This window comes from Embleya sp. NPDC055664 (assembly GCF_053618075.1).
This window is the reverse complement of sequence record NZ_JBSHGZ010000002.1, coordinates 470,119-496,016: the sequence shown is the minus strand read 5'-3', so window position 1 is coordinate 496,016 and position 25,898 is coordinate 470,119. Positions and strand designations below refer to the sequence as shown.

Below are 25,898 nucleotides of genomic sequence, written 5' to 3'. Positions count from 1 at the left end.
TCACCCGCGCACGGGCTCCGTCGGCTCCTCGCCGGGTACGCGTCCGGGCGTCCGGCCCGGTATTCGCGCGGCCAGTCGAAAGCCCCCGTCGACCACCCCGGCGGACAACGTGCCCCCCTCGGCCGCCAGTCTGCGACCGAGCGAGCCCAGCCCCATGCCCGCCGCGGTCGGCGCCGGACCCACCGGGGCGCGGACCCCGTCGTTGGTCAGCACCAACACCACCTCGCCGCACGGGTCCACCGCCGCGGTGATCGCACACCGCCTCGCGTCGCTGTGCCGCAGCACGTTGGTGGTGCCCTCGCGCAACACGGTGGCCAGCGCGGTGTCCACGCCGACCGGCAACGCGCCGACCTCGATCGAGACCTCCACCGCCATCCCGGCCGCCGCCAGCACGTCGCGGGCGGAGCGCGCCTCCACGGCCAGCGACATCCCGCGATACCCGCCCGCGACCGTGCCCACGTCCGCCAGCGCCTGCCGGGCCATGGTCAGCCCCTGGGCGACCCGCTCCGCCGCCGACTCCGGGTCCCGATCGGCCAGCCGCAGCGCCAGCTGACTCTCCAACACCAGCGCGGACAGGCTGAATCCGAGCAGGTCGTGCAGATCGTGCCCGAACCGCAGCCGCTCCCGGGCCACCCGCACGGCCGCCAATTCGGCGCGCGCCGCGTTCAGCGCCCGCGCCACGTCGGCCATCCGCACCAGCCCGTACACCAGCGCGGCCCGCTCCAGGATCCACACCACGTGGTAGACGTGGTCGAGCGCGGTCGGACTCCACGTCCCGAAGTACAGGTCGTGGCAGGCGAACCCGATCACCGCGAGCACCCGCCACGGCCCGCGCAGCAGCACAAGGGCGATGCCGGCCAGGAACAACCCGAGCGACCACGTCTTCGCGTCGAACACCACCAGCGGGACGTACGCGAGCGCGACCTGCGCCGCGAACGTCCACCGCCACCCCCGGGGCCGACCGGCCGCGGCCGGCGTGCAGTTGCGGATGTACAGCGCGACGAAGCCGGCGAGCAGCAGCAGGAACAGCGCCTGCCGCGCGGGGGAGTAGTGGCTCGCCGCCAACATCCGCACCGGCAGCGGCACCACGATCAGCACCAGGATCACCACGCGCAGCACCGACACCGCCCGCGGCGTCGGCTCGACCGCGATGGCCGGCGGCGGCGTGCCCGCGACGCTCTTGTGCGCGTGCGCGTAGGCGCGCACCTCGGTCATCGCGCCCCGGGCCTCGGCCAGCGCCTCGGTCAGCGCCGCCCGGGCCCGCTCCGGACACTCGCGCAGCTCGGCGACCAGCGCCTCGCCGCGCTCGACGATGCGGGTCAGACTCGCCCCGACCCCGTCGGTCAGGTGCCGGGTGAAGCGCAGCCGCTCGCGGGCCACCTCGGCGTCGGCGAGCGCGGTGCGCGTCGCGGCCAGCGCGGCCACCAGATCGGTGAGCCCGGCCAGCGCGTACACCGCGAGCCCGACCAGCGCGGCCTGGCCGAAGACCAGGTACAGCGCCTCGACCACGGTGGGCCGCACCGCGAGACCCACCGGCACCTGTAGGGCCACCACCGCCGCGAACCCGACCCAGCCCGCCCACGCGGGCCGGAGCAGCAGCAGCGCGGCGCCGGCCAGGAAGCCCGGGTTGCCGTACCAGGTGTCGTGGAACCAGGTCATCGGCAGATAGGTGAGCACCGCCTGCGCGCCCAGCGTCCACACCCAACCGCGCGGCCGGGAGCCGTCGGCCGGCCGTACGCAGTTGCGCATGTGCAGGGCGACCAGGGTGAGCAGCATGGCCAGCGCGGCGCCCTTGGCCGTCGTGGACAGCCGGGTCGACTGGACCAGGCCGACGAAGCCGCCGAAGAAGAAGCCGCAGGTCACGGTCGCGACCACGACGCGCGCCAGCAGCGGCGCCCACGCGGCGTCGTCCCGGGGACCGGCGGCGATCCGCGGCACGCTGCGACGACCCCTCGACGCCATGACTCTCCCGTGCCGACAACCGGTGCGCTCTACGGACGCGATGTCGGGCCGCCCGTACACCCGGCCGCTCCCGCAACGGCAGGGCAAACCGTACCGACCGGACATCCGACCGTCACCCCGGGGCCCGGTTCCACCGCCGATCACGCGGCGTCACCCGCACGGATCACCCCGCCGGCGGGGCCGACCGGCCCGTTCGATGGTGACGAGAGGTGATCGGGATCCGGCACGAGCAGGAAGCGAGGCGCCCATGTTCGCGGCCCTGGGCGGATTTGTCGTACGCAGGCCCTGGTGGGTCATCCTCGCGTGGGTGATCGCCGCCGGTGTGGTGATCGGTCTGGCGCCGAAGCTGACCTCCTCCACCGACGAGAAGAGCTTCCTCCCCAAGTCCTACGAGTCGGTCCGCGCGTCCGACCTGCGCGAGCGGGCGTTCCCGCAGCAGGAGAACGTGGGCGCGGTGATCGTCTTCCAGCGGGCCGACGGCAAGCCGCTGACCCCGGCGGACAGCGCCGTGGTGGCGCGGGTCTCCACCGCGGTGGAGGCGCGGAAGATCAAGGACGTACTGGGGGTCACGCCCGGCCAGGTCTCGCCGAACGGGCTGGTGCAGACCGCGATGGTGGCCATGCCGGAGGTCAAGGACCCCAACGACGAGACCCCGCAGGACGCGGTCGAGGCGATGCGCAAGGAGGTCAAGGCACAGGTCGCCGGGACCGACCTGACCGCCGGGATCACCGGCTCCGCCGCGCAGGCGCTGGACGAACGGGACTCGTCCGAGACCGCCGGCACCCTGGTCGCGGTGGGCACGATCGTGATCATCGTGCTGCTGTTGCTGATCATCTTCCGCAGCCCGATCATCGCGCTGCTTCCGGTGGTGATCATCGGACTGATCTCGCCGATGGCCACCGGACTGATCGCGTCGGCCAACAAGGTCTTCGACATGAAGGCCGACAGCTCGATCGAACAGTTGCTCACCGTGGTGCTGTTCGGCGTCGGTACCGACTACGTGCTGTTCCTGCTGTTCCGCTATCGCGAGGTGCTGCGCGAGGGGGTCGACCCGAAGAACGGCATGGTGCGCGCGGTCTCCCGGGTGGGCGAGGCGATCGCCTCCGCCGCGGCGGCGGTGATCGTCGCGTTCGCCGCGCTGACCCTGTCCACCCTGGGGATGTTGCGCTCGATGGGGCCGGCCCTGGCGATCGCGGTGTTCGTGACGCTGCTGGCCGGACTGACCCTGGTGCCGGCCGTGGTCTCGCTGCTCGGCACGCGCGTGTTCTGGCCGTCCAAGTCCTGGCGGGTGGCCCCGCACGGCACCGGCTTCGCCCGACTCGGGCGCGGCATCGGCCGGCGGCCGGTGGTGTTCGCGGTGGCCTCCGCGCTGGTGATGGGGGTGCCGGCGATCGGCGCGCTGGGCTACCAGGCCAACTTCGACCTCGCCGGCTCCTCGCTGCCGTCGGACAAGGAGTCGGTCAAGGCGATGAAGAGCCTGGAGAAGGGCTTCCCGCCGGGGACCACCGACCCGACCGAGGTCTACCTCGAGTCCACCACCGGCCGGCCGCTGACCCCGCAGGAGCGGGCCGCCTTCGAGGCGGAGCTGCGCGCGGTGAAGGGAGTCGGCTCGGTGGCCGAGCCGGTGCTCACCCCCGACCTGGCGACCGCGTTCTACTCGGTGGTGCTGTCCGACTCGCCGGCCACCGACGCGGCGCTGTCCACGGTGAAGGACCGGCTGCGGCCGACCATGCACCGGGCCGCGCCGGAGGGCACCGAGGCGCTGGTGGGCGGGATCACCGCGGTCTATGTGGACATCAACCGCGCGGTGGACCGGGACTACTCGGTGGTCTTCCCGGTTGCGGCGGTGTGCATCATGATCATCCTGGGACTGCTGCTGCGCAGCCTGGTCGCGCCGTGGTACCTGATGGCCTCGGTGGCGCTCGGATTCGGCGCCACCCTCGGGGCGACCTCGGTGTTGTTCCAAAAGATCGGGGACCAGCCCGGGCTGATGTTCATGCTGCCGGTGATCATGTATCTGTTCGTGGTCGCGCTGGGCACCGACTACAACATCCTGATGGTGTCCCGACTGCGCGAGGAGGCCCGCGAGGGGCACAACCCGCACGACGCGGCGGCCGTGGCGGTCAAGCACTCCGGGCCCACCATCGCCGCCGCCGGCGTGATCCTGGCGGGCACCTTCGCCACGCTGATGCTGGCGGGCAACTCGACGCTGTCCCAGATGGGCTTCGCGCTCTCCAGCGGGATCGCGATCGCGGCCTTCATCATGGCGCTGATCTTCACGCCGAGCCTGACCGCGCTGATCGGCCATACGGCGTGGTGGCCGGGGCACGGGGACACCAAGCCGGCGGGGGAGAAGGAGCGGGCGAGCGCGCCGGTGGGCTGAGGGGCCGGGTGGGGCGGGACGGGCGTGCGGGGCGCCCCTCCGGGGTCTCAGGGCAGCAGCCGGGCCGCCCGTTCCGGTCCGGGCAGCAGCACCCGGAACGCCGCGCCCTCGCCCGGGGCGGTGCGTACCTCTACCCGGCCGCCGTGTGCGTTGACCAGGGCGGCGACGATGGCCAGGCCGAGGCCGGAACCGCCGCCGGCGGCGCGGCTGCGCGAGGAGTCGACCCGGTAGAAACGCTCGAACACCCGCTGGGCGTGGGCCGGGGTCAGGCCGGGGCCGGCGTCGGCGACCTCGAGGGCCGCGCACCGTTCCGGCGGCCCGGTCCGGCCCACCGCGATCCGGATCGTGGTCCCGGCCGGGGTGTGGGTCAGTGCGTTGGAGACCAGGTTGGCCACCACCTGGCGCAGCCGGGACTCGTCGCCGAAGACCGTCACCGGATGCGCCGGGCCGCCGTCCAGGCCGGTCAGCGTCACCGCGCGGTCCGGGGCCAGGGTCTTGATGTCGTGCACCGCGTCGGCGGCCAGGATGCGCAGGTCCACCGGCTCGTTGCACAGCGGCCGCTGCTCGTCCAGGCGCGCCAGTTGCAGCAGGTCCTCGACCAGGCCGCCCATCCGGATCGCCTCGTCCTCGATGCGGCGCATCGTGCGGGCCACCTCGGCAGGATCGGTGAGCGCGCCCATCCGGTACAACTCGGCGAAGCCGCGCACGCTGGCCAGCGGGGTGCGCAACTCGTGCCCGGCGTCGGCGACGAACCGGCGCATCCGGGTCTCCGACTCGGCGCGGGCCGCGAACGCGGTCTCGATCTGCGCCAGCATGCCGTTGATCGACGTGGACAACCGGCCGATCTCGGTGCCGGGCGCGGGTACCGGGACCCGGTGGGACAGGTCGCCCGCCGCGATCGCCGCCGCCGTCTCCTCGATCCGGCGCAGCGGACGCAGCCCGCCGCGCAGCGCGAACCAGCCGGCCGCGGCCAGTACGGTCAGGCAGGTCAGGCCGATCAGCAGGCACACCGTGCGCATGCGGTCGACCGCCGCCCGGACGTCGTTCAGCGGCTGGGCCAGCACCACGCTGCCCTCGCCGCCCGCCGTCGGCACCGCGAGCACCCGCCAGCGGGTGTCGCCGGACACCGAGTCCGTCTCGAACGGATGCCGGCCAAGGGCCGTCACGGTGACCGTGTCCAGGCGGGGCAGCCGCGGGCCCAATTCCTCCTCGGCGCCGGGCGAGCGCACCCGTTGGCGGGTGGTGCCGTCGGGGTTCAGGTACTCGGCCACGATCCGGCTCGGCAACACGCCGAATGCCCGTCCACGACCGCCGGGCGGCGGCCCGTTGCCGCGCGGCTCGCCGGGGGGTTCGGGCGGGCGGTACGCCATCCCCCGTGCGGCCTGGTGCAGTTGCCGGTCCACCTGGTCGGTGAGGTAGCCGCGCAGCGAGCCCACCACGACGGTCTGGCTGACCAGCAGGGCGACGGCGACCAGGGTCATCGCGATGACCAGCACGCGGATGCGCAGCGACGATCGGCTCGGGTGCGGGAGGCGCATCCCGGCGCCGTCAGGCCGACGGCTGCGGGCGTCGCAGCACGTATCCGACCCCGCGCACGGTGTGGATCAACTTGCCGCCGCCGACGTCGAGTTCGATCTTGCGGCGCAGGTAGCTGATGTACGACTCGACGATGCTCAGATCGCCGCCGAAGTCGTACTGCCAGACGTGGTCCAGGATCTGCGTCTTGGATACCACCCGGCCGGTGTTGAGCATCAGGTAGCGCAGCAGTTTGAACTCGGTGGGCGACAACGACACCGGTCGTCCGCCGCGCAGCACCTCGTGGCCGTCCGGGTCGAGTTCGAGATCGGCGACCACGATCCGGTTGGAGGACGTCGGCACCCCCTCGCCGCCGTGCACCCGGCGCAGCACCGCGTGGATCCGGGCGATCAACTCCTCGAGGCTGAACGGCTTGGTGACGTAGTCGTCCCCGCCCAGGGTCAATCCGGTGATCTTGTCCTTCGTGGTGTCCTTCGCGGTCAGGAACAACACCGGCAGCCGGGTGCCGTCGGCGCGCAGTCGGCGGACCACCTCGAAGCCGTCCAGGTCGGGGAGCATCACGTCGAGCACGACCAGGTTCGGCCGACACCGCGCGACGGCGGCCAGCGCGTCGGCGCCGTCGGCCGCCGAGTCGACCTCGAATCCGGCGAAACGCAGGCTTGCGGAGAGCAGTTCGCGGATGTTCGGCTCGTCGTCGACGACGAGCAGGCGGGTGCGGGCGCCCTCGGCGGGCGTGGCCATCTAGCCCGCCCCGCCGGTCGCGCCGGCGGTGCCGCCCGCGCCGGCCGCCGTGCCCGGGTTGCCCGCGCCGCCGCGGCCGAGGGCAGTGGTGCCCTGGGCGACGGAGGTCGCGGTCACCGCGCCGTCGGCGCCGGTCGCGCCGCGCACCACGACGGTGTCGCCCGGCTTCAGGTCGACGGTGCGCCCGTCGCGGGTCACCTGGATCTTCGTTCCGGCGTCGGTCTTCACCTTCACGATGTTGCCGGCCGAATCTGAGACGTAGATGAAAGAGTCGTCGACGACCTTCACCGTCCCGGTGGTCAGGTCCGAGCCGGAGCCGGAGCCCGCGCCGGACGTGGTGCCGCCGGCCGGGCGGGCGCCCGGTTGGGTGCCGCTGCCGCCGGCGGTGCGGGTGGTGAAGGGGTTCGCGCCCTGCTGCGCCGCGCTCTGCCCGGTGCCGCCGCCCGCGTGGTCCTTCTGTACCTCGACGCCGGCCAGGAAGCCGGCGGACAGGAGCACACCCGCGCTCAGGGCCAGGGTCAGTGCGGGCAGGCGGCGGCGGGGCGGCGCGGCCAACTCGTCGGCGACGTCGCGGGCGGCGGGCGGTCGGGCGAGGATGTCCTCCGGCGACTCGTCCGGCGCCTCGGCGGCGGCCGGTTCGGTGTGGAAGCCGCCGACGAAGCCGGGCGGCTCGGGATCCGTGGGCTCGTGCGTGGTCTCGTGGGCGGGGGATCCGGGCATGCCGGGGTCGGGCGCCGGCTCTCCCGGTGCGGGGTCGAGTGGGCGGGTGTCGTGCGGGTCGAGGCCGGGCTTCGGCGTCATGGTCGGGATTCTCCTCCGGAACGGCGGTGGGTGGTCGGGCTATTCGTGCCGCAGTGCTTCGATCGGCCGCAGCGCGGCGGCGCGCGCGGCCGGGTAGCCGCCGAAGAACAGGCCGATGGCGACCGACACGGCGAACGAGCCGACCACCGAACTCGGCACCACGACAGGCGTGATCCCGACCACCTCGAAGCGGGCCGCGAACAGCCCGGCGGCCACACCGAGGCCGCCGCCGATCACCGACAACAGCGTGGACTCGGCGAGGAATTGGCCCAGGATCGCCCCGCGCGGCGCGCCGATCGCCTTGCGGATGCCGATTTCGCGGGTGCGTTCGGCGACCGTCACCAGCATGATGTTGGTGATGCCGATCCCGCCGACCAGGAGCGAGATCGCGGCCACCGCGGCGAGCAGCACGGTGAACGTCTTGTTGGTCTCGTCGTTGGCGCTCAGCAACGACTGCTGGTTGGTGATCCGGAAGTCGCTCTGTGTCGAATCGGTGATCCGGTGCCGGTTGTTCAGGATCGAGGTGACCTCGTCCTGGGCGAGCGTGGTGTCGTCGGAGGAGGTGGCCTGTACGGCGATCGCGGACAACGAACCGTAGCCGGTCAGGCTGTCGCGCATGGTGGTCACCGGCAGCACGATGGTGTCGTCGGAGTCGGCCGCGCCGTTGCCGCCCTTGGTGCGCAGGACGCCCGCGACGCGGAACGGCACGCCGCCGACCAGGATTTCCTTGTCGATCGGATTCTCCGTGCCGAACACGTTCTCCACCGTGGTGCTGCCCAGGATCGCCACCCTGCGCCGGGAGTTCACGTCGTCGGCGCCGAACAGCGCGCCCTGTCCCAGGTCGTGGTTGGTGGTGGCGAACCAGTCCGGCGTGGTGCCGACGATCTGGGACACGGTGACCGATTGGCCGGCGTAGGTGACGCTCTGGGACGTGGTCTGCACCGGGGCGGCCGACTTCACATGCGGGGCCAGGGTCTGGTCGACCAGGGCCCGGGCGTCGTCGGGGGTGAGGTCCTTGAGCGTGCCGCCCTGTCCGGCCGCGCCGAATCGGCCGCCGCCCGCGGTGTGCGAGACGGTGAGCAGGTTGGTGCCGAGGCGCTGGATGGAGGCCTGTACCGACTTGGACGAGCCGTTGCCGACGGCCACGAGCAGGATCACCGCGCCGACCCCGATCAGTACGCCGAGCATGGTCAGCGCGGTCCGGATCTTGTTCGCGGCCAGGCCCAGGACGGCGAATCGGAGCACTTCGACGGGGTTCACCGACGGGGACCTTCCACGAGCGGACCGGCCGCGACGGGCTCGGAGGCGGTCGGCGCGGATGCGGGGGAGCGCCGCCGATCGGATACCACCAGGCCGTCGACCAGGCGCAGGACCCGTTCGGCGCGGGCGGCGACCTCGTCCTCGTGAGTGATGATCACGATCGTGCGGCCGGCCTCGTGCAGTCGGTCCAGGATGCCCAGTACCTCGCGGGTGCTGTGGCTGTCCAGGTTGCCCGTGGGCTCGTCGGCGAGCAGCAGCGCCGGGGCGGTGACCAGGGCCCGGGCCAGCGCGACACGTTGCTGCTGGCCGCCGGAGAGTTCGTTGGGCGCGTGGTCGGCGCGGTCGGACAGGCCGACCAGGTCGAGCGCGGCACGGGCGCGGCGGCGGCGTTCCCGGGCGCGCACCCCCGCGTAGGAGAGCGGGAGTTCGACCTGGGCGAGCGCGGTGGTGCGCGGGATCAGGTTGAACGACTGGAAGACGAAGCCGATGCGGCGGTTGCGGACCAGGGCGAGTTGGTGCTCGTCGAGCCGACCGACGTCGAGGCCGTCGAGCAGGTAGCGGCCCGAGGACGGGATGTCCAGGCAGCCCAGGACATTCATCAGGGTGGACTTGCCCGAGCCCGAACTGCCCATGATGGCCACGTATTCGCCGACCTCGATGGTCAGGTCGACGCCGCGCAGCGCCTGCACGGCGGCGGCGCCGTGGCCGTACGACTTGGTCACCGCTCGGACGTCGATCACCGGCGCGGGGCGGCCCGCGTGCGGCCCGCTCACCGTGAGCCGCCGCGCGGGAAGCCGCCGCCGGTCGCGCCGCCGTTGCCACCGCCGGGGAAGACCGCGCCGCCGCCCGGGATTGCGCCGCCGCCGGTGCCGCCGCGGGTGGATTGGCCGGAGCGGCCCGACGTGGAGCCGGTGCCGGCGGCGACGGTGCCGATCACGATCTCGTCGCCCTCGGCCAGGCCGGAGAGGACCTGCGTGGTCTGGTCGCCCACCACGCCGATGGTCACCGTACGGCGCTGTTCGACGCCGTCGACGAGGACGCGTACCGAGGCGCCGGAGCCGCCCGTGCCGCCGGGGCCGCTCGTGCCGCCGCCGGTCACAGCCGCCGAGGGCACCTGGAGCGCGTTGTCCGCCTGGGCGACGATCACCGAGATGTTCGCGGTCTGGCCGGTGCGCAGCGTGGACACGTCGCCCTGGAGCGCGATGGTGGCGCCGTACTTGACCGAACCGGCCGACCCGCCGCTGTCCGGGAGCGGATTGACGCTCACCACCTTGGCGTTCAGCCGGATCGCGGAGTTCACGTTGAGGGTGACCGTGGCCGGCTGTCCCGCCTTGACCTTGGCCGCGTCGGCCTCCGAGAAGGACACCCGGCTCTCCATGCCGGTCGGATTCGCGAGCACCACGAATCCGCTCGCCGTGCTGTTCGAGGCCGCGGACGAGCCGCCCTGGCCGCCGGAACCGCCGGAACCGCCCGAGCCGGTGGAACCGCCGGAACCGCCCGAGCCGCCGGCGGAGACGTTGTCGCCGACCTTGCCCGACACCGAGGCCACCACGCCGTCGGAGGGGGCGATCAGGGTGCAGCCGTCCAGGGCCCGTTGCGCGTCGGCGACCTTGTTGTTCGCGGTGACCAGGGCCGATTCGGCCTGGGTGACCGCGGCGGCGTCCACCGTCGTGCTCGGCGACGGGGTGGCCGTCGCGGTTTTGGTGACGGTGACGGTGACGGTCGGGTGCGGCTGGGCGACAGGGGTGGACGCGGACCCGGGCGGCGCCGTCGTGGGCGTGGCGGCGGGCACATCGCGGGAGGCGGCACCGCCGGTGCCGCCGCGTACGGCCGTGTTCTCGATGCCGGAACTCTGGTTGCCACTGCCCTGGTTGCCGCCACCACCGCCGTTGCTGCCGCCTCCGTTGCCGCCCCCGACCGGGGTGCCCGCGCGGGCCTTGGTCAGATTTGCCTGGGCCACGCTCACGGCCGACTTCGCCGCGTCCAGCGCCTCCTGGGCCTGGGCCGGATCGATCCGGGCCAGCACCTGGCCGGCGGTGACCCGGTCGCCCACCTTGACCGCGACCGCGGTGACCTTGCCCGCGGCGGTGAAGGCCACCCCCGTGTCGGAGGGCGAACTCAACGACCCGGACGCGGACACCGTGGCCATCACCGTGCCCTTGGTGACCTTGCCCGTACGCACCCGGCCGGCGCGCGTCGATCCGCCCCCGTCGTCCACCGCCGCGTAGGCGAAGCCGGCGCCGGTGACCAACGCGGCGGCCAGGGTCAGGTTGAGCAGGACCGACTTGCGTCGTAGTCGTACACGCCTCATGGCGGCCAAGCCTGAACCGGACACGTACCCGAAGGCTGTCGGCCGTCTGGGAATTGGCCGGCAACGCGACGGCGGATCGAGGCCGCGAGCCGGGCGCGTATCGGTTGAAAGTGCTGTGATCGCGACAAGTCGTCCGCCCGATGGGGTCCGGGCTCCCAGCGAACTCCCAGGCGGCGCGCGGACAACCACCATCCCGCCGTGCTTGAGTCCGGGGCGGATGGGTGGTGCGCCGTCCGGCGGCCGTTCCCGAGTCGCGTGGGAAGGACGTCATGACGAGGTACCCGGGTCGACCGGCGTGGACCACGGCGGTGGTGCCGGTCGCCGCCTCGGCACTCGTGTTGCTGCTGGCCGGATGTGGTGGGGGGAACGGCGGCAAGAGCACGAGAGTCGCGGGTCCGTCGAGCGCGCCGAGCGCCGGTGCCGACGCCACGAAGGCGTACACCGACTGTCTGCGCGCGAACGGGGTCACGGTGCCGACCGGACGGCCGGGTGGGGGAGCCCGCCCGTCGGGTCGGCCCGATGGCACCGCCCGCCCATCCGATCGCCCGAGCCGCCCGGCCGGCGAACGCCCCTCGGGCTTCCCCGGCCGCCCACGCGCGACCGATCCCGCGCTCCGCAAGGCCGAGGAAACCTGCGCGACGCTGCGCCCCACCCGCACCCCGGGCAGCCGAGGCACAGCCGCCCCGAACGACTCCGGCATCCGGGCATTCGCAAGCTGCCTCCACGACCACAGGGTCGACCTGCCCCCGGGCGGCCCGTCGGCCCTCGACCGCACGGATCCCGCGGTCGCCGAAGCCCTGAAGATCTGCGAGGCACTCCTGCCGACGACACACCCGAGCCCGGCGACTTCGTCGTAGCCGACCCGGACGACGCGGCCCGATCCACCAGGATCCGCCGGACAGGACCTAGCGCAGCAGGCGGAAGAAGCGGCGGATCTCCTCCACGAACAGCTGCGGTTGTTCGAAGGCGGCGAAGTGGCCGCCTCGGGGAAGCTCGTTCCAGTAGCGCAGGTCGCGGAAGCGGTTGGCCGCCCAGCGGCGCGAAGCGCGGATGATCTCGTGCGGGAAGACCGAGCATCCGGTCGGCACGTCGACCGCGGCCAGGTCGGGATCGCGATAGCTCTCCCAATACAGGCGGGCGGAGGACGTGGCGGTGCCGGTCAGCCAGTACAGCATCACGTTGTCGAGCATGTGGTCGCGCGGCAGCGCGTTCTCCGGGTGCCCGTCGCAGTCGGTCCACTGCCGGAACTTCTCCACGATCCAGGCGAGTTGGCCCACCGGGGAATCGGTCAAACCGTAGCCGAGGGTCTGCGGCCGGGTGGACTGGATCTTGCTGTAGCCGGAGTCCCATTCGGAGTGCGTGGCCAGGTCGGCCAGCGCCTGGCGCTCCTCGGGCGTCGGATCTTGCATCGCCTCGGCGTCCGGCATCGCCACCGGCATGTTCAGGTGGATCCCGAGCACGTGCTCCGGGTCCTGGCGACCGAGCGACGCGGTGATCATCGATCCCCAATCGCCGCCCTGCGCGCCGTAGCGCTCGTAGCCCAGGTCGGCCATCAGCCGCGCCCAGGTCCGGGCGATCCGGTCGACCCCCCACCCGGTTTCGGTCGGCCGATCGCTGAAGCCATAGCCGGGCAGCGAGGGCAGCACCACGTGGAACGCGTCCGCCGCGTCCCCGCCGTGGGCGACGGGATCGGTCAACGGGCCGATCACGTCCAGGAATTCGATGACCGAACCGGGCCAGCCGTGGGTCAGGATCAGCGGTATCGCGTCCGGGTACGGCGAGCGCACATGCAGGAAGTGGATGCCCACACCGTCGAGTTCGGCCCTGAACTGTGGATGGGCGTTCAACCTCGCCTCGGTCTTGCGCCAGTCGTACGTGGTGCGCCAGTACTCGGCCAACTCCCGCGTGTACCCGAGCGGAATGCCCTGCGACCAGTCGGCCACGGGCTCCGCCTCGGGCCATCGGGTGCGCGCCAGGCGCTCCCGCAGATCGACCAGCTCGGCCTCGGGTATCTCGATCCGGAACGGCGTGAGGTGCGACGGGGTGGTCATCGGCCGGCAACTCCATCCATGTGGACGTCAGGGCGAATCTCCGGGGCGGGTCTCCAGGGCGGTACTCAACCCGAACACCCGAGCGCATACCAGAGCGGGCCGCCCCCGTTCGGCCCGAATCTCGAACACCGCCGGCGCCGCGTCCGCACCGTCCTCCGTATGGGTGAAGTCAGGCCCCGACGCGCCCGATCGGCTTTCGTCGGGGCCGCCGAAGTCGCCAGGTTGGTGATTTCGTCCCGCTCCCGGAAGGCCCCTGATGAACCGTCACCTCCGCGGCGGAGTCGGCGTCGTCGCCGCTCTCCTGTCCGCCTGCTCACTCGCCGCCGGCGCCCCCGTGGCCGCCGACGCCCGGCCCCCGCTGCCCCAGCCGAAGGCGTCCGCCAACGCCGAGTTGCCGCCCTGGCCGGTGCCCGTCGACAGCGCGCAGCGCGGGGCCGACGTGGGGCTGGCCCTGGACACGATGGAGGGCGCGAAGCAGCACTTCCACGTGCATCTGGACATCTTCGTCGGCCTGGAGCGCGTCGAGGTCGCCCCCGAGCTGGGCATCGACCACAGGTCCGGGCTGCTGGCCGACCTGCACACCCACGACAACAGCGGCGTCCTGCACGTGGAGAGCCACGACGCGAACGCCCGCTTCGTCCTGGGGCAGTTGTTCGCGATGTGGAACGTCAGGTTCGACGACACCCACCTGGGCGCGCTCACCCCCGACGCCACGCACACCTACCGCACCTACCTCAACGGCGAGTTGGTGACCGGCGATCCGGCCCGGATCGAGCTGCGTCCGCACGACCAGATCTCGGTGATGTTCCAGGGCGATCAGGTGCGGATCAAGCCGCCGGCCTCGTACGACTTCCCGATGGGCCTTTAGGGTCGCGCTCGTTCACGACAGTATGGGGGTGGGTGTCGGGCCGTTACGAGGAGACAGGGGTTGCCGCCATGACCGATCTGGAAACCGCGGCCCCGGCCTTCGTCGCCATGGCCCACTCGATCGTGTGGGCCTCGATCGCCACCGTGGACAGCGCCGGCCGCCCCCGCACCCGGATCCTGCACCCCTACTGGGTGTGGGAACACGGTCGGCTCACCGGTTGGGTGGCCACCGCGCCGACCGCGACCAAGCGCGCGCACATCGCCCGCAACCCGTTCGTGTCCTGCAATTACTGGTCGCCCACGCACGACACGTGCGCCGCCGAATGCCGCGCGGACCTGCTCTTCGACGAGGAGGTCCGCGAGCGGGTGTGGCACCTGTTTCGGGACACTCCGGAGCCGCTGGGCTACGACCCTGCCGGGGTGCCCGGGTGGGAGAAGCCCTCCTCGCCCGACTTCGCGGTGATGCGCCTGTCGCCGTGGCGGCTGCGGGTGTTTCCGGGCGCCGGACGGGGGGCCGGGCTCGGCAGCGCGGTGCTGACCTGGCAGGAGCCCCGCCCGGAGCTGACCCCACAGGGCGCGGGCTGACCCGACGCCACGACGCGCCGCCCGACGCCACGGCGTGCCCCTGACGCCATGGCATGCCGCCTGAGTCCGTCGCGTAATTCCTGAGACAGAGTTGTCTCATCTGGGCTAGAGTTGATCCATGCCCACCGACAACGAGCAGGTGCTGCGCGCCGCCGTCACCCTGCTGCTCCGGCGCCCCGCCTCGTCCATGGACGAGATCGCCCGCGCCGCCGGGATCAGCCGGGCCACGCTGCACCGGATGTTCCCCGGCCGCCCGGCGCTGATCACCGCGCTCGGCGCGGAGGCATCCGCCCGGATCGGGCGCGCGATCGACACCGCCGACCTGAGCGCCGACGACGTACCGCGGGCGCTGTGCGACCTGGTCGAGCAGCTGATGCCCTGCGCCGACTACCTGGCGTTCCTGTACGGCGAGAGCTCGCTGGTCGGCGACCCGGACCTGGAGCGGGCCTGGAGCGTGATGGACGAGCAGGTGGCCGCCGTGGTCCGGCGCGGCCAGGAGAACGGCTCGATGCGGGTCGACCTGACCGCGCAGTGGGTCACCGAGGCGCTGTTCTCCTTCGTCGCCGCCGCCGGCTGGGCCGTGCACGAGGGCCGACTCGCCGGCCGCGACGCGGCCCGCTCGGTCACCGAACTCCTGCTCGGCGGCGCCCGGCGCACCCCGGGCAAGCCCGACTGACCCCCCGGGGCGACGCGACACCCGATCCGTCGCCCCACCCCTGGTTCCATCTCTTTTTTTGGACTTTCGATCATGGCAGCTCCCACTTCCTCGGTTCCTGCTCATACCGGCACCGGCAACCCCGCCAAGGGCGCGCCGGGCCGCTGGATCGCGCTCGGCGTACTGACCCTGTCGGTACTGCTCGTGGCGATCGACGCCACCGTGCTCGGCCTGGCCATCCCGTTCCTCAGCGAGGACCTGGAGCCGACCGGCACCCAGCTGTTGTGGATCGGCGACGTCTACTCCTTCGTCATCGCCGGTCTGCTGGTCACCGCCGGCACCCTCGGCGACCGGATCGGCCGCAAGAAGCTGCTGCTCTTCGGCTCGGCCGCGTTCGGCGCGCTGTCCGTGGCCGCCGCCTACGCGCCCAGCGCCGAGGCGCTGATCGCGGCACGGGTCGCGATGGGCGTCGCCGGCGCGTCGCTGATGCCCTCCACCCTCGCCCTGGTCCGCAACATCTTCCCCGACGCGCGCGAGCGCAGCTTCGCGATCGGCGTGTGGGGCGCGATGTCGATGGCCGGCGCCGCGTTCGGCCCGGTCGTCGGCGGCTTCCTGCTCGAACACTTCTGGTGGGGCTCGGTCTTCCTGATCAACCTGCCGGTGATGGCCGTACTGATCGTCGTCGGCGTCAAGATGCTCCCCGAGTCGCGCAACCCGAACCCGGGTCCGTGGGACATGCTCAGCGCCGCACTGTCCCTGATCGGCATGATCGCGACCGTATACGCGGTCAAGGAGGCCGCGACTCACGGCCTGCTTCGCCCCGACGTGTGGGCGGCGCTCGCGATCGGGGTGGGCGCGCTGGTGTGGTTCGGCCGCCGGCAGTTGTCGCTGCCGGTTCCACTGCTCGACATGCGCCTGTTCCGCAACCGGGCGTTCTCCGGATCGGTACTGGCCGACCTGCTCACCGTGCTCGGCATGTCCGGGTTGATCTTCTTCCTGTCCCAGTTCCTCCAACTGGTCCAGGGGCGCAGCCCGTTGCAGGCGGGCCTGGCCGAGCTGCCGGCCACCGTCGGGGCGATCGTGTCGGGTCTGCTCGCGGGCGCGGCGGCCCGCCGGCTCACCCCGCGCGTGGTGGTGACGTCGGGCCTGACCGCGATCGGACTGGCCCTGGGCGCGCTCACCGTGCTCGCCGAGGACACGCCGTACCTCTACCTGGGCGGCGTGCTGCTCCTGGTCGGTGTCGGCGCGGGCTTCTCGTTCACGGTCACCGCCGACCTGATCCTGGGCAGCGCGCCGAAGGAGAACGCGGGCGCGGCCTCGGCGGTCTCGGAGACCGCGTACGAACTGGGCGCGGCGCTGGGCATCGCGCTGCTCGGCTCGGTGGTCACCGGGATCTACCGGGGCCATCTGACGGTGCCGGAGGGGGTGTCCGGCTCGGCGGCCGACGGTGCGCGCGAGTCGCTCGCGGGCGCCGCCGAGGCGGCCGACACGGTGTCCGGGCAGGTCGCCGCCGACCTCACCCACTCGGCGAACGACGCGTTCCTGGAGGGACTGCGGATCGCGGCCGGCGCGGGCGCGGTGGTGCTGCTGGCCGCCGCCGTCGCGGCCTGGTTCATGCTGCGCGGCGCGCAGACCGCCGGGTCCGACGTGGAGCACTGACGACCGGTGCGCCGGCGGGGTCGCCCCCGCCGGCGGACCTCAGAGCGCCTTCGCGAAGCACATGCTGCTCGGGTAGTCCTTGTAGTAGCCGAACCCGGGTATGCGCTCGTATCCGGAGGACCGGTACAGCGCGATCGCCTCGGGCTGCTTCGCTCCGGTTTCCAGGACCACCCGCAGCCGGCCCGCCGCGCGGGCGGTCTCCTCCAGGTGCGCGAGGATCACTCGGGACAGACCGCGCCCGCGGGCATGCGGCACCACGTACATCCGCTTGAGCTCGGCGTCGCCGTCGTTCAGGCTCGGATCCTCCGGCGCCGCGCCGCGGGCCCGCCAGCCCCCGCAGGCGATCGGGGCGCCGTTGTCGTACGCCACGCAGAACAGGCCCTGGGGCGGCAAAAATTCGGCCGGGTCGACCGCCGTCTCGTCGGGGTCGCCGTAGCGGTGCACGTACTCCTGCTGCACATCCGCCACCAGCTTGCGCACATCGGGGTGGTCGTACCCCAGAGTCTCGATCTCCACGGAAGGACGCTAGCCCGTGGGGATGACGCGATCATCGGCGGGCCCGGGCCCGGTCGCGCACCGGCCCGCCGACGCACGCGGGCTCAGACCTTCGGGCGGTAGCTGCCGAAACTCCAGAGGTTGCCCTCGGGGTCGCGGACGGTGTAGTCGCGACCGCCGTAGTCCTGGTCCTTCGGCTCCAGCACCACGGTCGCGCCCGCCGCCACCGCCCGCGCGCAGTGCGCGTCCACGTCGCCGTCGATCACGCCATAGAGCGCGGAGCCGCCGACGGGCCACCGCAGCAACGCGTCGGACCCCTCCGGCGGGTTGCTGCCGAGCATCACCATGGCGTTGCCGAAGGTCAGTTCGGCGTGTGCGACGGTGTCGTCGTCGCCCGGGACCACCATGACCGCGGTCATCCCGAACGCCTCCCGGAGAAAGGTGATCGCCGCCGTCGCGTCGTTGTAGCGCAGGGTCGGGACGAGGTCGGCGATCAGCGTGTTGTCGCTCATGGTGCGCTCCTTGCGGCCGGGTGTGGCGGCCTGTTCCGAGGGTCCGGCGGGTGCCGGGTGGGTCGAGACCAGCCTCCCGCGGGTGACCCTTCGCGGTATTGGACAAACGGGAACGAGCGCCGTCGGCCGGCGCGGGTCAGGCCGCGAAGCCGCCGGTGGGCAGCCGGGAGCCCAGGTGGGCACCGGGCGTGCAGCCCGCGAGCACCTTGAAATCACGATTGAAGTGCGCCTGGTCGTAGTAGCCGGCCTCCGCCGCGACCTCCGCCCACGAGCGCGGCGTCCCCTCCAGCAGCGCGATCGCGTGCCGGAAGCGCAACACCCGGGCCACCTTCTTGGGCGGCAGACCGACGGTCTCCCGAAAGCGGGCGCCGAGCCGGCGCCGGCTCCATCCGATCTCCCGGGCCAGCGTGGTGACGTCGATCCGACCGGCGCTCGCCGTCAGCAGGTCCCAGGAGCGGATCACCTCGGGCAGCGGCTCGGGGCCGATCGCCAGGCGGCGGAGCAGGATCTCGTCGAGGTGGGTGAAGCGGGTCGACCAGTCGGGCGCGGACATCAGCCGGTCGACCAGCGCGTCGCCGTCCCACCCGGGCAGGTCGTCGAGGTGCACCACCCGGTCGGCGATCTCGGCGAGCGGCAGGCCGAGCAGCGTATAGGCGCCCAGCGGAGTCAGGTCGAGTTGGATGCCGGCCTGTCGGCCGTCGTGCTCGACGAGCGTGGGCCCGTCGTGCAGCCCGGCCACGAACGAGCGGGTGGTGCCCGGCGTGACCGGCCCCGCATGCGGGGAGTGGACCCGGATCGGCACGAATCCGATGATCACGGTGATCGAACCGGTGGCCGGCTCGCGGCGGCGCAGCGGCGCGTGGGTGTGCTCGTCGTAGCCGAGGTAGGCGCCGAACAGGGGCGCGAGCGCGGGATGCGCGGGCGCGGACACGGTCGCCATGGACCCGAGCGCGGAGGTGTGTCGGGTCACGTGCAGAGTGTCCGTGGGGACCATGCTGTCCAGTCTCACACCCGGTGCCGACACGGTGCCGACCACCGACCAGACGAAGCACCGACCAGGGAGTATTCGATGCGCATCGCGATCTCGGCCGACCAGATCAAGGGCTGCGGCCTGTACCTCGCCGACGAACTGCGCAAGCGTGGCCACGAAGTGTTGCCGTTCGGCGCCTTCGACCCGGCGCACACGCCCGAGTTCGCCGACGACTGGGCGCCGGTGAGCGCCGCGGCCGCGCGCGAGGTGGCGGCGGGGCGGGCCGATCAGGCGATCGTGTGTTGCTGGACCGGTACCGGTGCGTCGATCGCGGCGAACAAGGTGGACGGGATTCGGGCGGCGCTGTGCTCGGACGCGGAGACGGCGGCCGGCGCGCGGCGCTGGAACCACGCGAACGTACTGGCGCTGAGCATGCGGCTGACCTCGGGGCCGGTGTTGATGGAGATCCTGGACGCGTGGTTCGCGACCGCGCCGAGCCGCGAGGTCGCGGATGTGCTCAACGTGGAGCACGTGGCGGAGATCCGCCGCTGAGCGTGGGTCGGTCGGCGGCGGTGCGATCGAGGTGGTCGGGCAGCTCGGCGAAGTGCCCGATCACCCCGATCGCGGCGGCCAGGCCCGGCGGGCGCCCGGTCGGCGCGATCAACACGGCGCGCATCCCGTACACGTGCGGCGCGGTGGCGTCCTTGCTCGGGGTGTTGCCGACGAACATGATCGCCTCGCGCGGGACGCCGCAGGCGCGTTCGACCTCGGCATAGAAGTCCGGGTGCGGCTTGCGCAGGCCGATCGTGCAGGAGAGTACGACGGCGTCGAAGCAGTCCTCGATGCCCGCCGCGGCCAGGGTGCGCCGGCGTACCGACTCGGGTCGCTGGGTGTCGCACGCGAGGACGCAGACCAGGTCGCCGCGGGCCCGGATGCGCAGCAGCGCCTCGGCGGCCCGGCGGATCACCCGGGAGTCGGGGACCCGCTCGAAGACCGGTTCGAGGGCCGCCTCGGGGTCCGGGACGCGCGCCCCGCACAACCGGGCGGCCCAGTGGATCTCGGTGGCGAAGGAGGTGTGTGTGTCCCGGACCCGGTCGCCCTCGCGGGTGATCCGGTGTACGTGGTCGTAGGCGGCCACGAAGGTGTCCGGGACGTGTGTGCCCGGCAACTCGCGCAGCACCTCCAGGACGACGCGGCCGTCGGGGTTGGGCCCGGGGATCGCCAGGGTGTCCCCGAAGTCGACGGCCAGCGCGCGTACGTTCATGCCCGGCCGGTCCCCGATCCGCAGGCGGCCTACACCGTCCTATCCTGCGGACGCGTCGGCCGCGCGTGACGGGGCGGGCCGGAGGCGGTCCTCGGGCTCGGACAAGGTGCGGCCGAGGTACCAGGCGAGCGCGCACAGCGCGATCAGCGGGGTGAGCGCGATCCGCAGGGTGCTCGCCTCGGCGAGCGCGCCGACGGCGGGGGTGGCCACGCCGCCGATACTGACCGCCAGGCCCAGGGTGACGCCACTGGCGGTGCCGATGCGGTGCGGCAGGTAGTCCTGGCCGAGGGTGACGTGCAGCGAGAACGGGACGTAGAGCGCGATCGAGGTGGCGGCGGCGAACAGGTACAGGGTCGGACCCGGGATCAGCACCAGGCCGGCGGTGGCCGGCACGGACGCGGCGTAGGCGCGGCGCAGGGTGCGGGTACGGCCCCAGCGGGCGGCCAGCCGACCGCCGAGCACGGTCCCGACGGCGCCGCCGGCGAACAGGCAGAACAGCGCGATCGAGCCGGCCGTGTCGCCGCCGGCGAGGTGCCGTTCGGCGAACAGCGCGACGAAGGTGCTCAGGCCGACGAAGACGATCGAGCGGCACACGATGACGGCGGTCAGCCGGGTGAAGGCGGGCCAGTCGTCCGGGCGGGTGGGGGCGGAGGCGGCTCGGGTGGCGGCGGCATATCGGGCCAGCCGGCGGATCACGGAGGCGGTGACGGCGACTCCGGCGAGGGCCGGCAGCAGCAGCCACGGGGTCGCGTCGAGGCCGCCGGCGGACAGGATCGGGGAGGCGATGATCGGGGCGAGGGCGAAACCCACGTTGCCGCCGAGCGAGTACCAGCCCATCGCGACGTGACTGCCTCGGCAGGCCACCCGGGCCAGTCGCGCGGACTCGGGATGGTAGGCGGCCACGCCCATCCCGGACAGCGCGATGGCCGGCCAGGTCAGCGGATACGAGTCGGCCGGTCCGGCCAGCGCGATGCCCAGGCCCGCGCCGGTGGTGCTGAGCGGGATCAGCCAGGGCATCGTCCAGCGGTCGGTGAGGGCGCCGAAGACCGGCTGCACGATCGAGGACAGCAGGGTCGCGGCCAGCACGATCCCGGACGCCGCCACGTAGCCGTAGTGTCGCTCGGCCACCAGGAACGGCACCAGGCAGGGCACGACTCCCTGGTAGAAGTCCACGGTCGCGTGCCCGATGGCCATCATCGGGATGGCCCGTCGGTCGGCGGAGGTGGGCGACGCGTCGGCAGTGGAGGCGGCGTCGCGTGTCGGTCGAAGCTGTTCGGGGTGCCCGGTGGGCGGTGGATTGGTCACTCGTCGATCGTCGACTCGGACACCGTCGGCGGGCTTCCGATAATCTGCCAAGTAATGTCGGTCTCCCGCCAATCCCTCGCCGAGCCGCCGACCGGCCTCAGCACGACCACCCGTCACCTGCCGGCCGGGGGTGGGGTGACGGCGCACCGGCACGAGGTGCACCAGGTCGTCTACGCGGGTCGGGGCGTGTTGTCGGTGAGCACCGACGCCGGCACCTGGGTCGCGCCCGCCACCCGCGCGTTGTGGATCCCGGCCGGCACCCTGCACCGGCATCGCGCGCACGGGCGGACCGTGCTGCACGCGGTGGGCATCCCCGCCGGCGCCGACCCGTTGGACCCGGCCCGCCCCGCGGTGCTCGCGGTCGGCCCGCTGCTGCGCGAGCTGATCATCGCCTACAGCCGCCCCGGCCTCGTGGACGTCGACGAGGGGCGACGCATCCTCGCGGTCCTGCTGGACCAGCTCCGGCACAGCCCCCGGCAGGCGCTGCACCTGCCCACCGGTCGGGATCCGCGCCTGGTGGCGGTCTGCGCGCTGCTGCGGGCCGATCCCGCCGATCAGCGCACACTGGCCGCCCTGGGCGCGGCGGTGGGCGCGGGCGAGCGCACGCTGACCCGGCTGTTCGCGGCCGAGGTGGGCATGACGTTCCCGCAGTGGCGCACCCAGGCGCGCCTGCACCACGCGCTGGTACTGCTCGCCGAGGACGTACCGGTGACCACCGTGGCGCACCGCTGCGGGTGGTCCTCGGCGAGCGCGTTCATCGACGTCTTCCGGCGCGCCTTCGGCCACACCCCGGGGGCGCACCGCGTGTCGGGATGAGCCGGCACGGGTTGCCGTCGCTCGGTTGCGTCGCCCGGCAGACCGGCGACGAACGACGCGAACGTGATGGTCGGCGCGTAGGCGACCACCTGGCCGGTGTCGATCACGACCTGCTCGCCCGCCTCCAGGTCCAGCACGTCCGGCGCGCCGTAGCAGCCCATGATCACCTCGCCCTGCCCCGACGCGTGCACGAGGAAGCCGCCCTCGACCTTGGCGGAGATCTCCACGCCCGCGCTGTGCGCCGTCATCGCGCCGGATTCGGCCCGCATCGCCTCGCCCGGATCGAGCAGACAGCGCGCGGCGGCGAAGGCAGGGCTGTGTCCGACTTCGACTCTCATGCGGCGAACGTGACACGCCCCACCCCCGGCCGCGGACCAAAGCAACCCGACCGGCCGACCGGTGTCACCCGATCGGGGCCGGCCGGGGCGCGGTCACGCGGCTCTGGCGCCCAGCACGCTGCCGAGGAGGTCGTCCAGGCCGACGAGGCCCAGGAGGGTGCCGTCGGCGGCGTGGACCAGGGCCAGGGACGCGCGGCGTTCCTGGAGGGCGGCCACCGCGCGCTGGATCGGGGTGTCCACGGTGAGGGTGAGCACCGCGGTGGCCAGTTCGCCGGCGGTGTTCCCGGACGCCTGGGTACGCGAGGTGAGCACCTTGCGGATGTGCACCACCCCGAACAGCGTGCCGTCCTCGCCGCGCACGAGCAGCCGGTTGCGGCCGTTGCGGCGGGAGACCGCGGCGATCTCCTCCGGTCCCGCGTCGGCCGGCACCGAGTCGATCTCGGCGGTCGGCACGATCAGCCGGGCCAGCGGCTCGGTGTGCGTGCGCAGCGTGCCCGAGAGCACGTCGTGCGAGGCGTTGTCGATCAGGCCCAGCCGGCGGGACTCGCCCACCAGGCGGCGCAGCCCCTCGGCGTCCTTGGGGTGCGACAACTCGTCCTTGGGGTCGATCCGGGCCAGCCGCAGGATCGCGTTGCTGACCCCGTTCATCGCGCGCAGCAGCGGTCGCACCACGCGGGTGTAGCCGCGGAAGGACGGGGCCAGCACGAGCGCGACCCTCTCGGGGCCGGCGATCGCCCACGACTTGGGCGCCATCTCGCCCAGCACCATGTGCAGGATCACCACGACCACCAGCGCGATCGCGAACGCCACCGCGTGCCCCGCCGCGGCCGGCATGCCGACGGCGTCGAAGAGCGGGTCGAGCATGGTGGCGATGGCCGGCTCGGACACGATGCCCAGGCCCAGCGAACACATGGTGATGCCCAACTGGGCACCGGCCAGCATCAGGGACAACTCCCGTACGCCCGCCAGCGCCGACTTGGCGCCGCGCTTGCGCTCGGCGGCCAGCGCCTCCAGGCGGTGTCGCCGCGCGGCGACCATCGCGAACTCGGCGGCGACGAAGAACGCGTTGCCCACGAGCAGCGCGACCGTGACGGCCAGGGCGGGCCACAGGCCCAGCTCCATCGAGCCCAGGCCACCACCGGAGGCCAGGGACGGGGTCATGCGGTCACCTCTGTGGTGCGTGTGGGCTGTCCGGAGCGCCGATCGGCGCTCCATTCGGGAATGTCGCGGGGGAACGCGGGCTCGGAGGTCAGCACCCGGAGCCGGACCAGGGCCGGCACGTGCCGCTCGACCGCCAGCACCTCGATCTCGGTGTACCGGATCGGCTCGTCGTCCTCCTCGGCCGAGCGCCCGGCCCGGACCTCGTCGGGGTCGGGGACCCGGATCCGGTCGCCCACCTCGGGCAGCCGACCCAGGTGCGCGATGACCAGACCGCCGAGGGTGTCGTACGGCCCGTCGGGCAACTCGGCGCCGACGATCCGCTCGGCCTCGTCCACCCGCAGTCCGGCGTCCAGGCGCCACCAGCCGTCCTCCGGCTCGGTGTCGACGGGGTCCTCGTCGTCGCTCTCGTCGGCGATCTCGCCGACCAGTTCCTCGGCCACGTCCTCGTAGGTGACGATCCCGGCGAGTCCGCCGTGCTCGTCCAGGACGACCGCGAACTCCTCGTTGGCGGCCCGCAGTTGTTCGAGCAGCGAGGCCAGCCCGGCGGTGTCGGGGACGAGCAGCGCGGGGCGGGCGATGGATCCGGCGGTGACGTGCGCGGCGTCCTCGGGGGCCACCTCGAGCAGGCAGGCCACGCCGACCACGCCCAGTACGTCGTCGACCCGCTCGCCGACCACCGGGTAGTGCGAGTGGCCGCGCTCGGCGACCAATTCGATCAGCTCGGCGGCGGTGGTCTCGGCGCGGACCCGGACCACGTCCGGTCGCGGCACCATCACCTGGTCCACGGTCAGGTCGCCGAACGCGATCGCGCGGCGCAGGATCCCGGACAGACCGGGATCGAGGTCGCCGTCCCGACCGGCCTCGTCGACGATGTGCGCCAGCTCCTCGGTGGTGGCCCCGCCGTGCAACTCCTCGACCGGTTCGATGCCGATCGAGCGCACGATGCGGTTGGCCAGGGTGTCGAACAGCCGGATCAGCGGGCCGGCGACCTTCAGGTACACGATGGTCGGCCGGCCCAGCAGGACGGCGACACGCTCCGGCTCGGCGATGCCCCAGTTCTTCGGGACCAGCTCGCCCAGCACCATCTGGATCGCGGTGGCGACCGCGAAGCCCAGGACGAGGGCGATCACCGGGACGGCGCCGTCGGGCACCGAGACCAGTTCGAGGAGGGGGGAGATCACGGCGGCCAGCGCGGGCTCGGCGATGAAACCGACCAGCAGGGCCGTCACGGTGATGCCCAGCTGGGCACCCGACAACATGAACGACAGTCGCCCCATCACGGTCATCGCCCGGGCGGCGGCCTTGTCACCGGCCTCCGCGCGACGACGCAGCAGGCTCCGGTCGGCCGCCACGTAGGCGAATTCCTGGGCGACGAAGAAACCGGTACCGAGGGTCAGCACGACGATCGCGGCTATGCCCAGAGCCGCGGTCATGAGACCGCCTCCCGGACGTCGCGGCTTCGATCACAGTCTCGGGAGGGACCGGTACTAGGGGGGTCCGTCTCTTGGGCGGACACACACGCTCCTTGCTCAACGGGCAATTCAGGGTCAAACACTTACCACGCCGAACGTATCATCGCGCGCCCTTGTTCCCCCGAGCCGGGCGATGATGCGGACGAGAGGGGTCGGATTCGGACCAGTATCAAAAGATGCTTGGCTTTCCACCCCGCGTCATGACAATCTGTGCTTCCTCGAACACCGTGAGGTGATGAGGGCCCGTCGGGGGTGTGCGACGCACACACCGCGGCGGGGGAAGTAGCGAAAACCCGCGCCTCCTGCCACAGGCGTCGCGAAGTTCATCCGTACGGGGGAGCGACCCACGCCCTCCCGTCCGGAAGATTGGTACCGGGAACCCGCACCGCCGCAATGACGTTGACAACATCAGACGGGGGCAGCGTGTACGACAGCAGCCCTGATCCGGCCCACGCCGGCTCGCCCGAGGCGCCCGGATCGGACCTCTCAGCGCGCGAGAAGGAGACCATGCCTCGCACACTCGACGACTACGCCGTGTCGCTCGCCGCGTTGAAGGCCTACGACATCACCGGCGTTCGTCCACGCGACCTCCGCCGATTCCGCGACTTCGGCGAGCTGCCCGAAGGGGTGCCCGAGGCCGTCGTCCTCCGGGCCCAACGCATCGTCGAGGAGGAGCGGGACCGCCTGCTGCGCCTGACCACCGGCTCCTGATCGCCGAGCGCGCCACGACGAGGGCGCCGGCCCACCGGGCCTG

24 protein-coding genes and 1 pseudogene are annotated in these 25,898 nt (G+C 72.7%); 9 read left to right on the top strand and 16 right to left on the bottom strand.

Annotated features, from left to right (window positions below; translation table 11 throughout):
• The gene (locus tag ACWGR4_RS05390; RefSeq protein WP_452130821.1) at positions 1-1,962 is read right to left on the bottom strand and encodes a histidine kinase; all 1,962 of its coding nucleotides are present in this window, start codon (positions 1,960-1,962) and stop codon (positions 1-3) included.
• A gap of 247 nt (positions 1,963-2,209) precedes the next feature.
• Here ACWGR4_RS05390 and ACWGR4_RS05385 point away from each other — a divergent pair, with 247 nt between their 5' ends.
• Positions 2,210-4,345 carry an MMPL family transporter gene (locus ACWGR4_RS05385; protein WP_452130820.1) on the top strand — a complete coding sequence of 712 codons (2,136 nt, stop codon included), beginning with the start codon at positions 2,210-2,212 and terminating at the stop codon, positions 4,343-4,345.
• A 47-nt stretch (positions 4,346-4,392) separates the two neighbouring features.
• Here ACWGR4_RS05385 and ACWGR4_RS05380 read toward each other — a convergent pair whose 3' ends face one another.
• The 6 genes from ACWGR4_RS05380 to ACWGR4_RS05355 are packed head-to-tail and all read right to left on the bottom strand — an operon-like array spanning position 4,393 to position 10,994.
• Positions 4,393-5,883 carry an ATP-binding protein gene (locus ACWGR4_RS05380; protein ID WP_452130819.1) on the bottom strand — a complete coding sequence of 497 codons (1,491 nt, stop codon included), beginning with the start codon at positions 5,881-5,883 and terminating at the stop codon, positions 4,393-4,395.
• Between the two features lie 10 nt (positions 5,884-5,893).
• Positions 5,894-6,622, bottom strand: coding sequence for a response regulator transcription factor (locus tag ACWGR4_RS05375; RefSeq protein ID WP_380000752.1), 729 nt, complete (start codon positions 6,620-6,622; stop codon positions 5,894-5,896).
• Positions 6,623-7,423: a hypothetical protein gene (locus ACWGR4_RS05370; RefSeq protein ID WP_452130818.1), complete on the bottom strand. Its 801-nt coding sequence runs from the start codon at positions 7,421-7,423 to the stop codon at positions 6,623-6,625. It lies immediately after the preceding gene.
• Between the two features lie 39 nt (positions 7,424-7,462).
• Positions 7,463-8,683, bottom strand: a complete 1,221-nt coding sequence (locus ACWGR4_RS05365) for an ABC transporter permease (RefSeq protein ID WP_452130817.1) — start codon at positions 8,681-8,683, stop codon at positions 7,463-7,465.
• Positions 8,680-9,456 (bottom strand): ABC transporter ATP-binding protein, encoded by a 777-nt coding sequence (locus tag ACWGR4_RS05360; RefSeq protein WP_380030984.1) that lies wholly within the window; start codon positions 9,454-9,456, stop codon positions 8,680-8,682. The genes ACWGR4_RS05365 and ACWGR4_RS05360 overlap by 4 nt, the downstream gene beginning before the upstream one ends.
• Positions 9,453-10,994 carry an efflux RND transporter periplasmic adaptor subunit gene (locus ACWGR4_RS05355; RefSeq protein ID WP_452130816.1) on the bottom strand — a complete coding sequence of 514 codons (1,542 nt, stop codon included), beginning with the start codon at positions 10,992-10,994 and terminating at the stop codon, positions 9,453-9,455. The genes ACWGR4_RS05360 and ACWGR4_RS05355 overlap by 4 nt, the downstream gene beginning before the upstream one ends.
• 269 nt (positions 10,995-11,263) lie before the next feature.
• On the opposite strand from ACWGR4_RS05355, the gene ACWGR4_RS05350 reads away from it, so the two are divergent.
• Positions 11,264-11,851, top strand: a complete 588-nt coding sequence (locus tag ACWGR4_RS05350; RefSeq protein WP_380000742.1) for a hypothetical protein — start codon at positions 11,264-11,266, stop codon at positions 11,849-11,851.
• A 48-nt stretch (positions 11,852-11,899) separates the two neighbouring features.
• On the opposite strand, the gene ACWGR4_RS05345 is transcribed toward ACWGR4_RS05350, so the two are convergent.
• Positions 11,900-13,045 carry an epoxide hydrolase family protein gene (locus ACWGR4_RS05345; protein ID WP_380000740.1) on the bottom strand — a complete coding sequence of 382 codons (1,146 nt, stop codon included), beginning with the start codon at positions 13,043-13,045 and terminating at the stop codon, positions 11,900-11,902.
• Between the two features lie 256 nt (positions 13,046-13,301).
• Here ACWGR4_RS05345 and ACWGR4_RS05340 point away from each other — a divergent pair, with 256 nt between their 5' ends.
• From ACWGR4_RS05340 to ACWGR4_RS05325, 4 genes are all read left to right on the top strand, one after another.
• Positions 13,302-13,913 (top strand): hypothetical protein, encoded by a 612-nt coding sequence (locus ACWGR4_RS05340; RefSeq protein WP_380000739.1) that lies wholly within the window; start codon positions 13,302-13,304, stop codon positions 13,911-13,913.
• A 68-nt stretch (positions 13,914-13,981) separates the two neighbouring features.
• Positions 13,982-14,497, top strand: a complete 516-nt coding sequence (locus ACWGR4_RS05335) for a pyridoxamine 5'-phosphate oxidase family protein (protein WP_380000736.1) — start codon at positions 13,982-13,984, stop codon at positions 14,495-14,497.
• A 118-nt stretch (positions 14,498-14,615) separates the two neighbouring features.
• Positions 14,616-15,173, top strand: a complete 558-nt coding sequence (locus ACWGR4_RS05330) for a TetR/AcrR family transcriptional regulator (protein WP_452130815.1) — start codon at positions 14,616-14,618, stop codon at positions 15,171-15,173.
• A 72-nt stretch (positions 15,174-15,245) separates the two neighbouring features.
• Complete coding sequence (locus tag ACWGR4_RS05325; RefSeq protein ID WP_452130814.1) at positions 15,246-16,811, top strand: MFS transporter; 1,566 nt, start codon at positions 15,246-15,248, stop codon at positions 16,809-16,811.
• 39 nt (positions 16,812-16,850) lie between these two features.
• Here the strand turns inward: ACWGR4_RS05325 and ACWGR4_RS05320 are convergent, their stop codons facing one another.
• The 3 genes from ACWGR4_RS05320 to ACWGR4_RS05310 form a co-directional block, all read right to left on the bottom strand.
• Positions 16,851-17,327: a GNAT family N-acetyltransferase gene (locus tag ACWGR4_RS05320; RefSeq protein WP_452130813.1), complete on the bottom strand. Its 477-nt coding sequence runs from the start codon at positions 17,325-17,327 to the stop codon at positions 16,851-16,853.
• An 83-nt stretch (positions 17,328-17,410) separates the two neighbouring features.
• Complete coding sequence (locus ACWGR4_RS05315; protein WP_439673772.1) at positions 17,411-17,818, bottom strand: VOC family protein; 408 nt, start codon at positions 17,816-17,818, stop codon at positions 17,411-17,413.
• Positions 17,819-17,954: 136 nt separating this feature from the next.
• Positions 17,955-18,812 (bottom strand): helix-turn-helix domain-containing protein, encoded by an 858-nt coding sequence (locus ACWGR4_RS05310; protein WP_452130812.1) that lies wholly within the window; start codon positions 18,810-18,812, stop codon positions 17,955-17,957.
• A 75-nt stretch (positions 18,813-18,887) separates the two neighbouring features.
• Between ACWGR4_RS05310 and ACWGR4_RS05305 the strand changes: the two genes are divergently transcribed.
• Positions 18,888-19,340 carry an RpiB/LacA/LacB family sugar-phosphate isomerase gene (locus ACWGR4_RS05305; RefSeq protein ID WP_380000724.1) on the top strand — a complete coding sequence of 151 codons (453 nt, stop codon included), beginning with the start codon at positions 18,888-18,890 and terminating at the stop codon, positions 19,338-19,340.
• Here the strand turns inward: ACWGR4_RS05305 and ACWGR4_RS05300 are convergent.
• Together ACWGR4_RS05300 and ACWGR4_RS05295 are read right to left on the bottom strand one after the other, a co-directional pair.
• The gene (locus ACWGR4_RS05300; RefSeq protein WP_452130811.1) at positions 19,306-20,052 is read right to left on the bottom strand and encodes an HAD family hydrolase; all 747 of its coding nucleotides are present in this window, start codon (positions 20,050-20,052) and stop codon (positions 19,306-19,308) included. The two genes, ACWGR4_RS05305 and ACWGR4_RS05300, sit on opposite strands and share 35 nt — an antisense overlap.
• A 39-nt stretch (positions 20,053-20,091) precedes the next feature.
• Positions 20,092-21,246: an MFS transporter gene (locus ACWGR4_RS05295; protein WP_452130825.1), complete on the bottom strand. Its 1,155-nt coding sequence runs from the start codon at positions 21,244-21,246 to the stop codon at positions 20,092-20,094.
• A 165-nt stretch (positions 21,247-21,411) separates the two neighbouring features.
• Here ACWGR4_RS05295 and ACWGR4_RS05290 point away from each other — a divergent pair, with 165 nt between their 5' ends.
• Positions 21,412-22,173, top strand: coding sequence for an AraC family transcriptional regulator (locus ACWGR4_RS05290; RefSeq protein WP_380000720.1), 762 nt, complete (start codon positions 21,412-21,414; stop codon positions 22,171-22,173).
• 71 nt (positions 22,174-22,244) lie between these two features.
• Here ACWGR4_RS05290 and ACWGR4_RS05285 read toward each other — a convergent pair.
• The 3 genes and pseudogenes from ACWGR4_RS05285 to ACWGR4_RS05275 form a co-directional block, all read right to left on the bottom strand.
• Positions 22,245-22,421: pseudogene (locus ACWGR4_RS05285) on the bottom strand (AIM24 family protein); the annotation flags it as partial.
• A 183-nt stretch (positions 22,422-22,604) separates the two neighbouring features.
• On the bottom strand, positions 22,605-23,672 hold the full coding sequence (locus ACWGR4_RS05280; protein ID WP_452130810.1) for a CNNM domain-containing protein: 1,068 nt from the start codon (positions 23,670-23,672) through the stop codon (positions 22,605-22,607).
• Entirely contained in the window at positions 23,669-25,105 is a 1,437-nt protein-coding gene (locus ACWGR4_RS05275) for a hemolysin family protein (RefSeq protein ID WP_380000716.1), read from the bottom strand. The genes ACWGR4_RS05280 and ACWGR4_RS05275 overlap by 4 nt, the downstream gene beginning before the upstream one ends.
• Before the next feature lie 546 nt (positions 25,106-25,651).
• Here ACWGR4_RS05275 and ACWGR4_RS05270 point away from each other — a divergent pair.
• Positions 25,652-25,855, top strand: a complete 204-nt coding sequence (locus tag ACWGR4_RS05270) for a hypothetical protein (protein WP_126640583.1) — start codon at positions 25,652-25,654, stop codon at positions 25,853-25,855.
• The last annotated feature ends 43 nt before the right edge of the window (positions 25,856-25,898 follow it).

Bases quoted from the DNA above. Each gene is read 5' to 3' on its own strand.
- ACWGR4_RS05390 (WP_452130821.1), bottom strand. From the start codon at position 1,962: ATGGCGTCGAGGGGTCGTCGCAGCGTGCCGCGGATCGCCGCCGGTCCC.
- ACWGR4_RS05385 (WP_452130820.1), top strand. From the start codon at position 2,210: ATGTTCGCGGCCCTGGGCGGATTTGTCGTACGCAGGCCCTGGTGGGTC.
- ACWGR4_RS05380 (WP_452130819.1), bottom strand. From the start codon at position 5,883: ATGCGCCTCCCGCACCCGAGCCGATCGTCGCTGCGCATCCGCGTGCTG.
- ACWGR4_RS05375 (WP_380000752.1), bottom strand. From the start codon at position 6,622: ATGGCCACGCCCGCCGAGGGCGCCCGCACCCGCCTGCTCGTCGTCGAC.
- ACWGR4_RS05370 (WP_452130818.1), bottom strand. From the start codon at position 7,423: ATGACGCCGAAGCCCGGCCTCGACCCGCACGACACCCGCCCACTCGAC.
- ACWGR4_RS05355 (WP_452130816.1), bottom strand. From the start codon at position 10,994: ATGAGGCGTGTACGACTACGACGCAAGTCGGTCCTGCTCAACCTGACC.
- ACWGR4_RS05350 (WP_380000742.1), top strand. From the start codon at position 11,264: ATGACGAGGTACCCGGGTCGACCGGCGTGGACCACGGCGGTGGTGCCG.
- ACWGR4_RS05345 (WP_380000740.1), bottom strand. From the start codon at position 13,045: ATGACCACCCCGTCGCACCTCACGCCGTTCCGGATCGAGATACCCGAG.
- ACWGR4_RS05340 (WP_380000739.1), top strand. From the start codon at position 13,302: ATGAACCGTCACCTCCGCGGCGGAGTCGGCGTCGTCGCCGCTCTCCTG.
- ACWGR4_RS05335 (WP_380000736.1), top strand. From the start codon at position 13,982: ATGACCGATCTGGAAACCGCGGCCCCGGCCTTCGTCGCCATGGCCCAC.
- ACWGR4_RS05330 (WP_452130815.1), top strand. From the start codon at position 14,616: ATGCCCACCGACAACGAGCAGGTGCTGCGCGCCGCCGTCACCCTGCTG.
- ACWGR4_RS05325 (WP_452130814.1), top strand. From the start codon at position 15,246: ATGGCAGCTCCCACTTCCTCGGTTCCTGCTCATACCGGCACCGGCAAC.
- ACWGR4_RS05315 (WP_439673772.1), bottom strand. From the start codon at position 17,818: ATGAGCGACAACACGCTGATCGCCGACCTCGTCCCGACCCTGCGCTAC.
- ACWGR4_RS05310 (WP_452130812.1), bottom strand. From the start codon at position 18,812: ATGGTCCCCACGGACACTCTGCACGTGACCCGACACACCTCCGCGCTC.
- ACWGR4_RS05305 (WP_380000724.1), top strand. From the start codon at position 18,888: ATGCGCATCGCGATCTCGGCCGACCAGATCAAGGGCTGCGGCCTGTAC.
- ACWGR4_RS05300 (WP_452130811.1), bottom strand. From the start codon at position 20,052: ATGAACGTACGCGCGCTGGCCGTCGACTTCGGGGACACCCTGGCGATC.
- ACWGR4_RS05295 (WP_452130825.1), bottom strand. From the start codon at position 21,246: ATGGCCATCGGGCACGCGACCGTGGACTTCTACCAGGGAGTCGTGCCC.
- ACWGR4_RS05290 (WP_380000720.1), top strand. From the start codon at position 21,412: ATGTCGGTCTCCCGCCAATCCCTCGCCGAGCCGCCGACCGGCCTCAGC.
- ACWGR4_RS05280 (WP_452130810.1), bottom strand. From the start codon at position 23,672: ATGACCCCGTCCCTGGCCTCCGGTGGTGGCCTGGGCTCGATGGAGCTG.
- ACWGR4_RS05275 (WP_380000716.1), bottom strand. From the start codon at position 25,105: ATGACCGCGGCTCTGGGCATAGCCGCGATCGTCGTGCTGACCCTCGGT.
- ACWGR4_RS05270 (WP_126640583.1), top strand. From the start codon at position 25,652: ATGCCTCGCACACTCGACGACTACGCCGTGTCGCTCGCCGCGTTGAAG.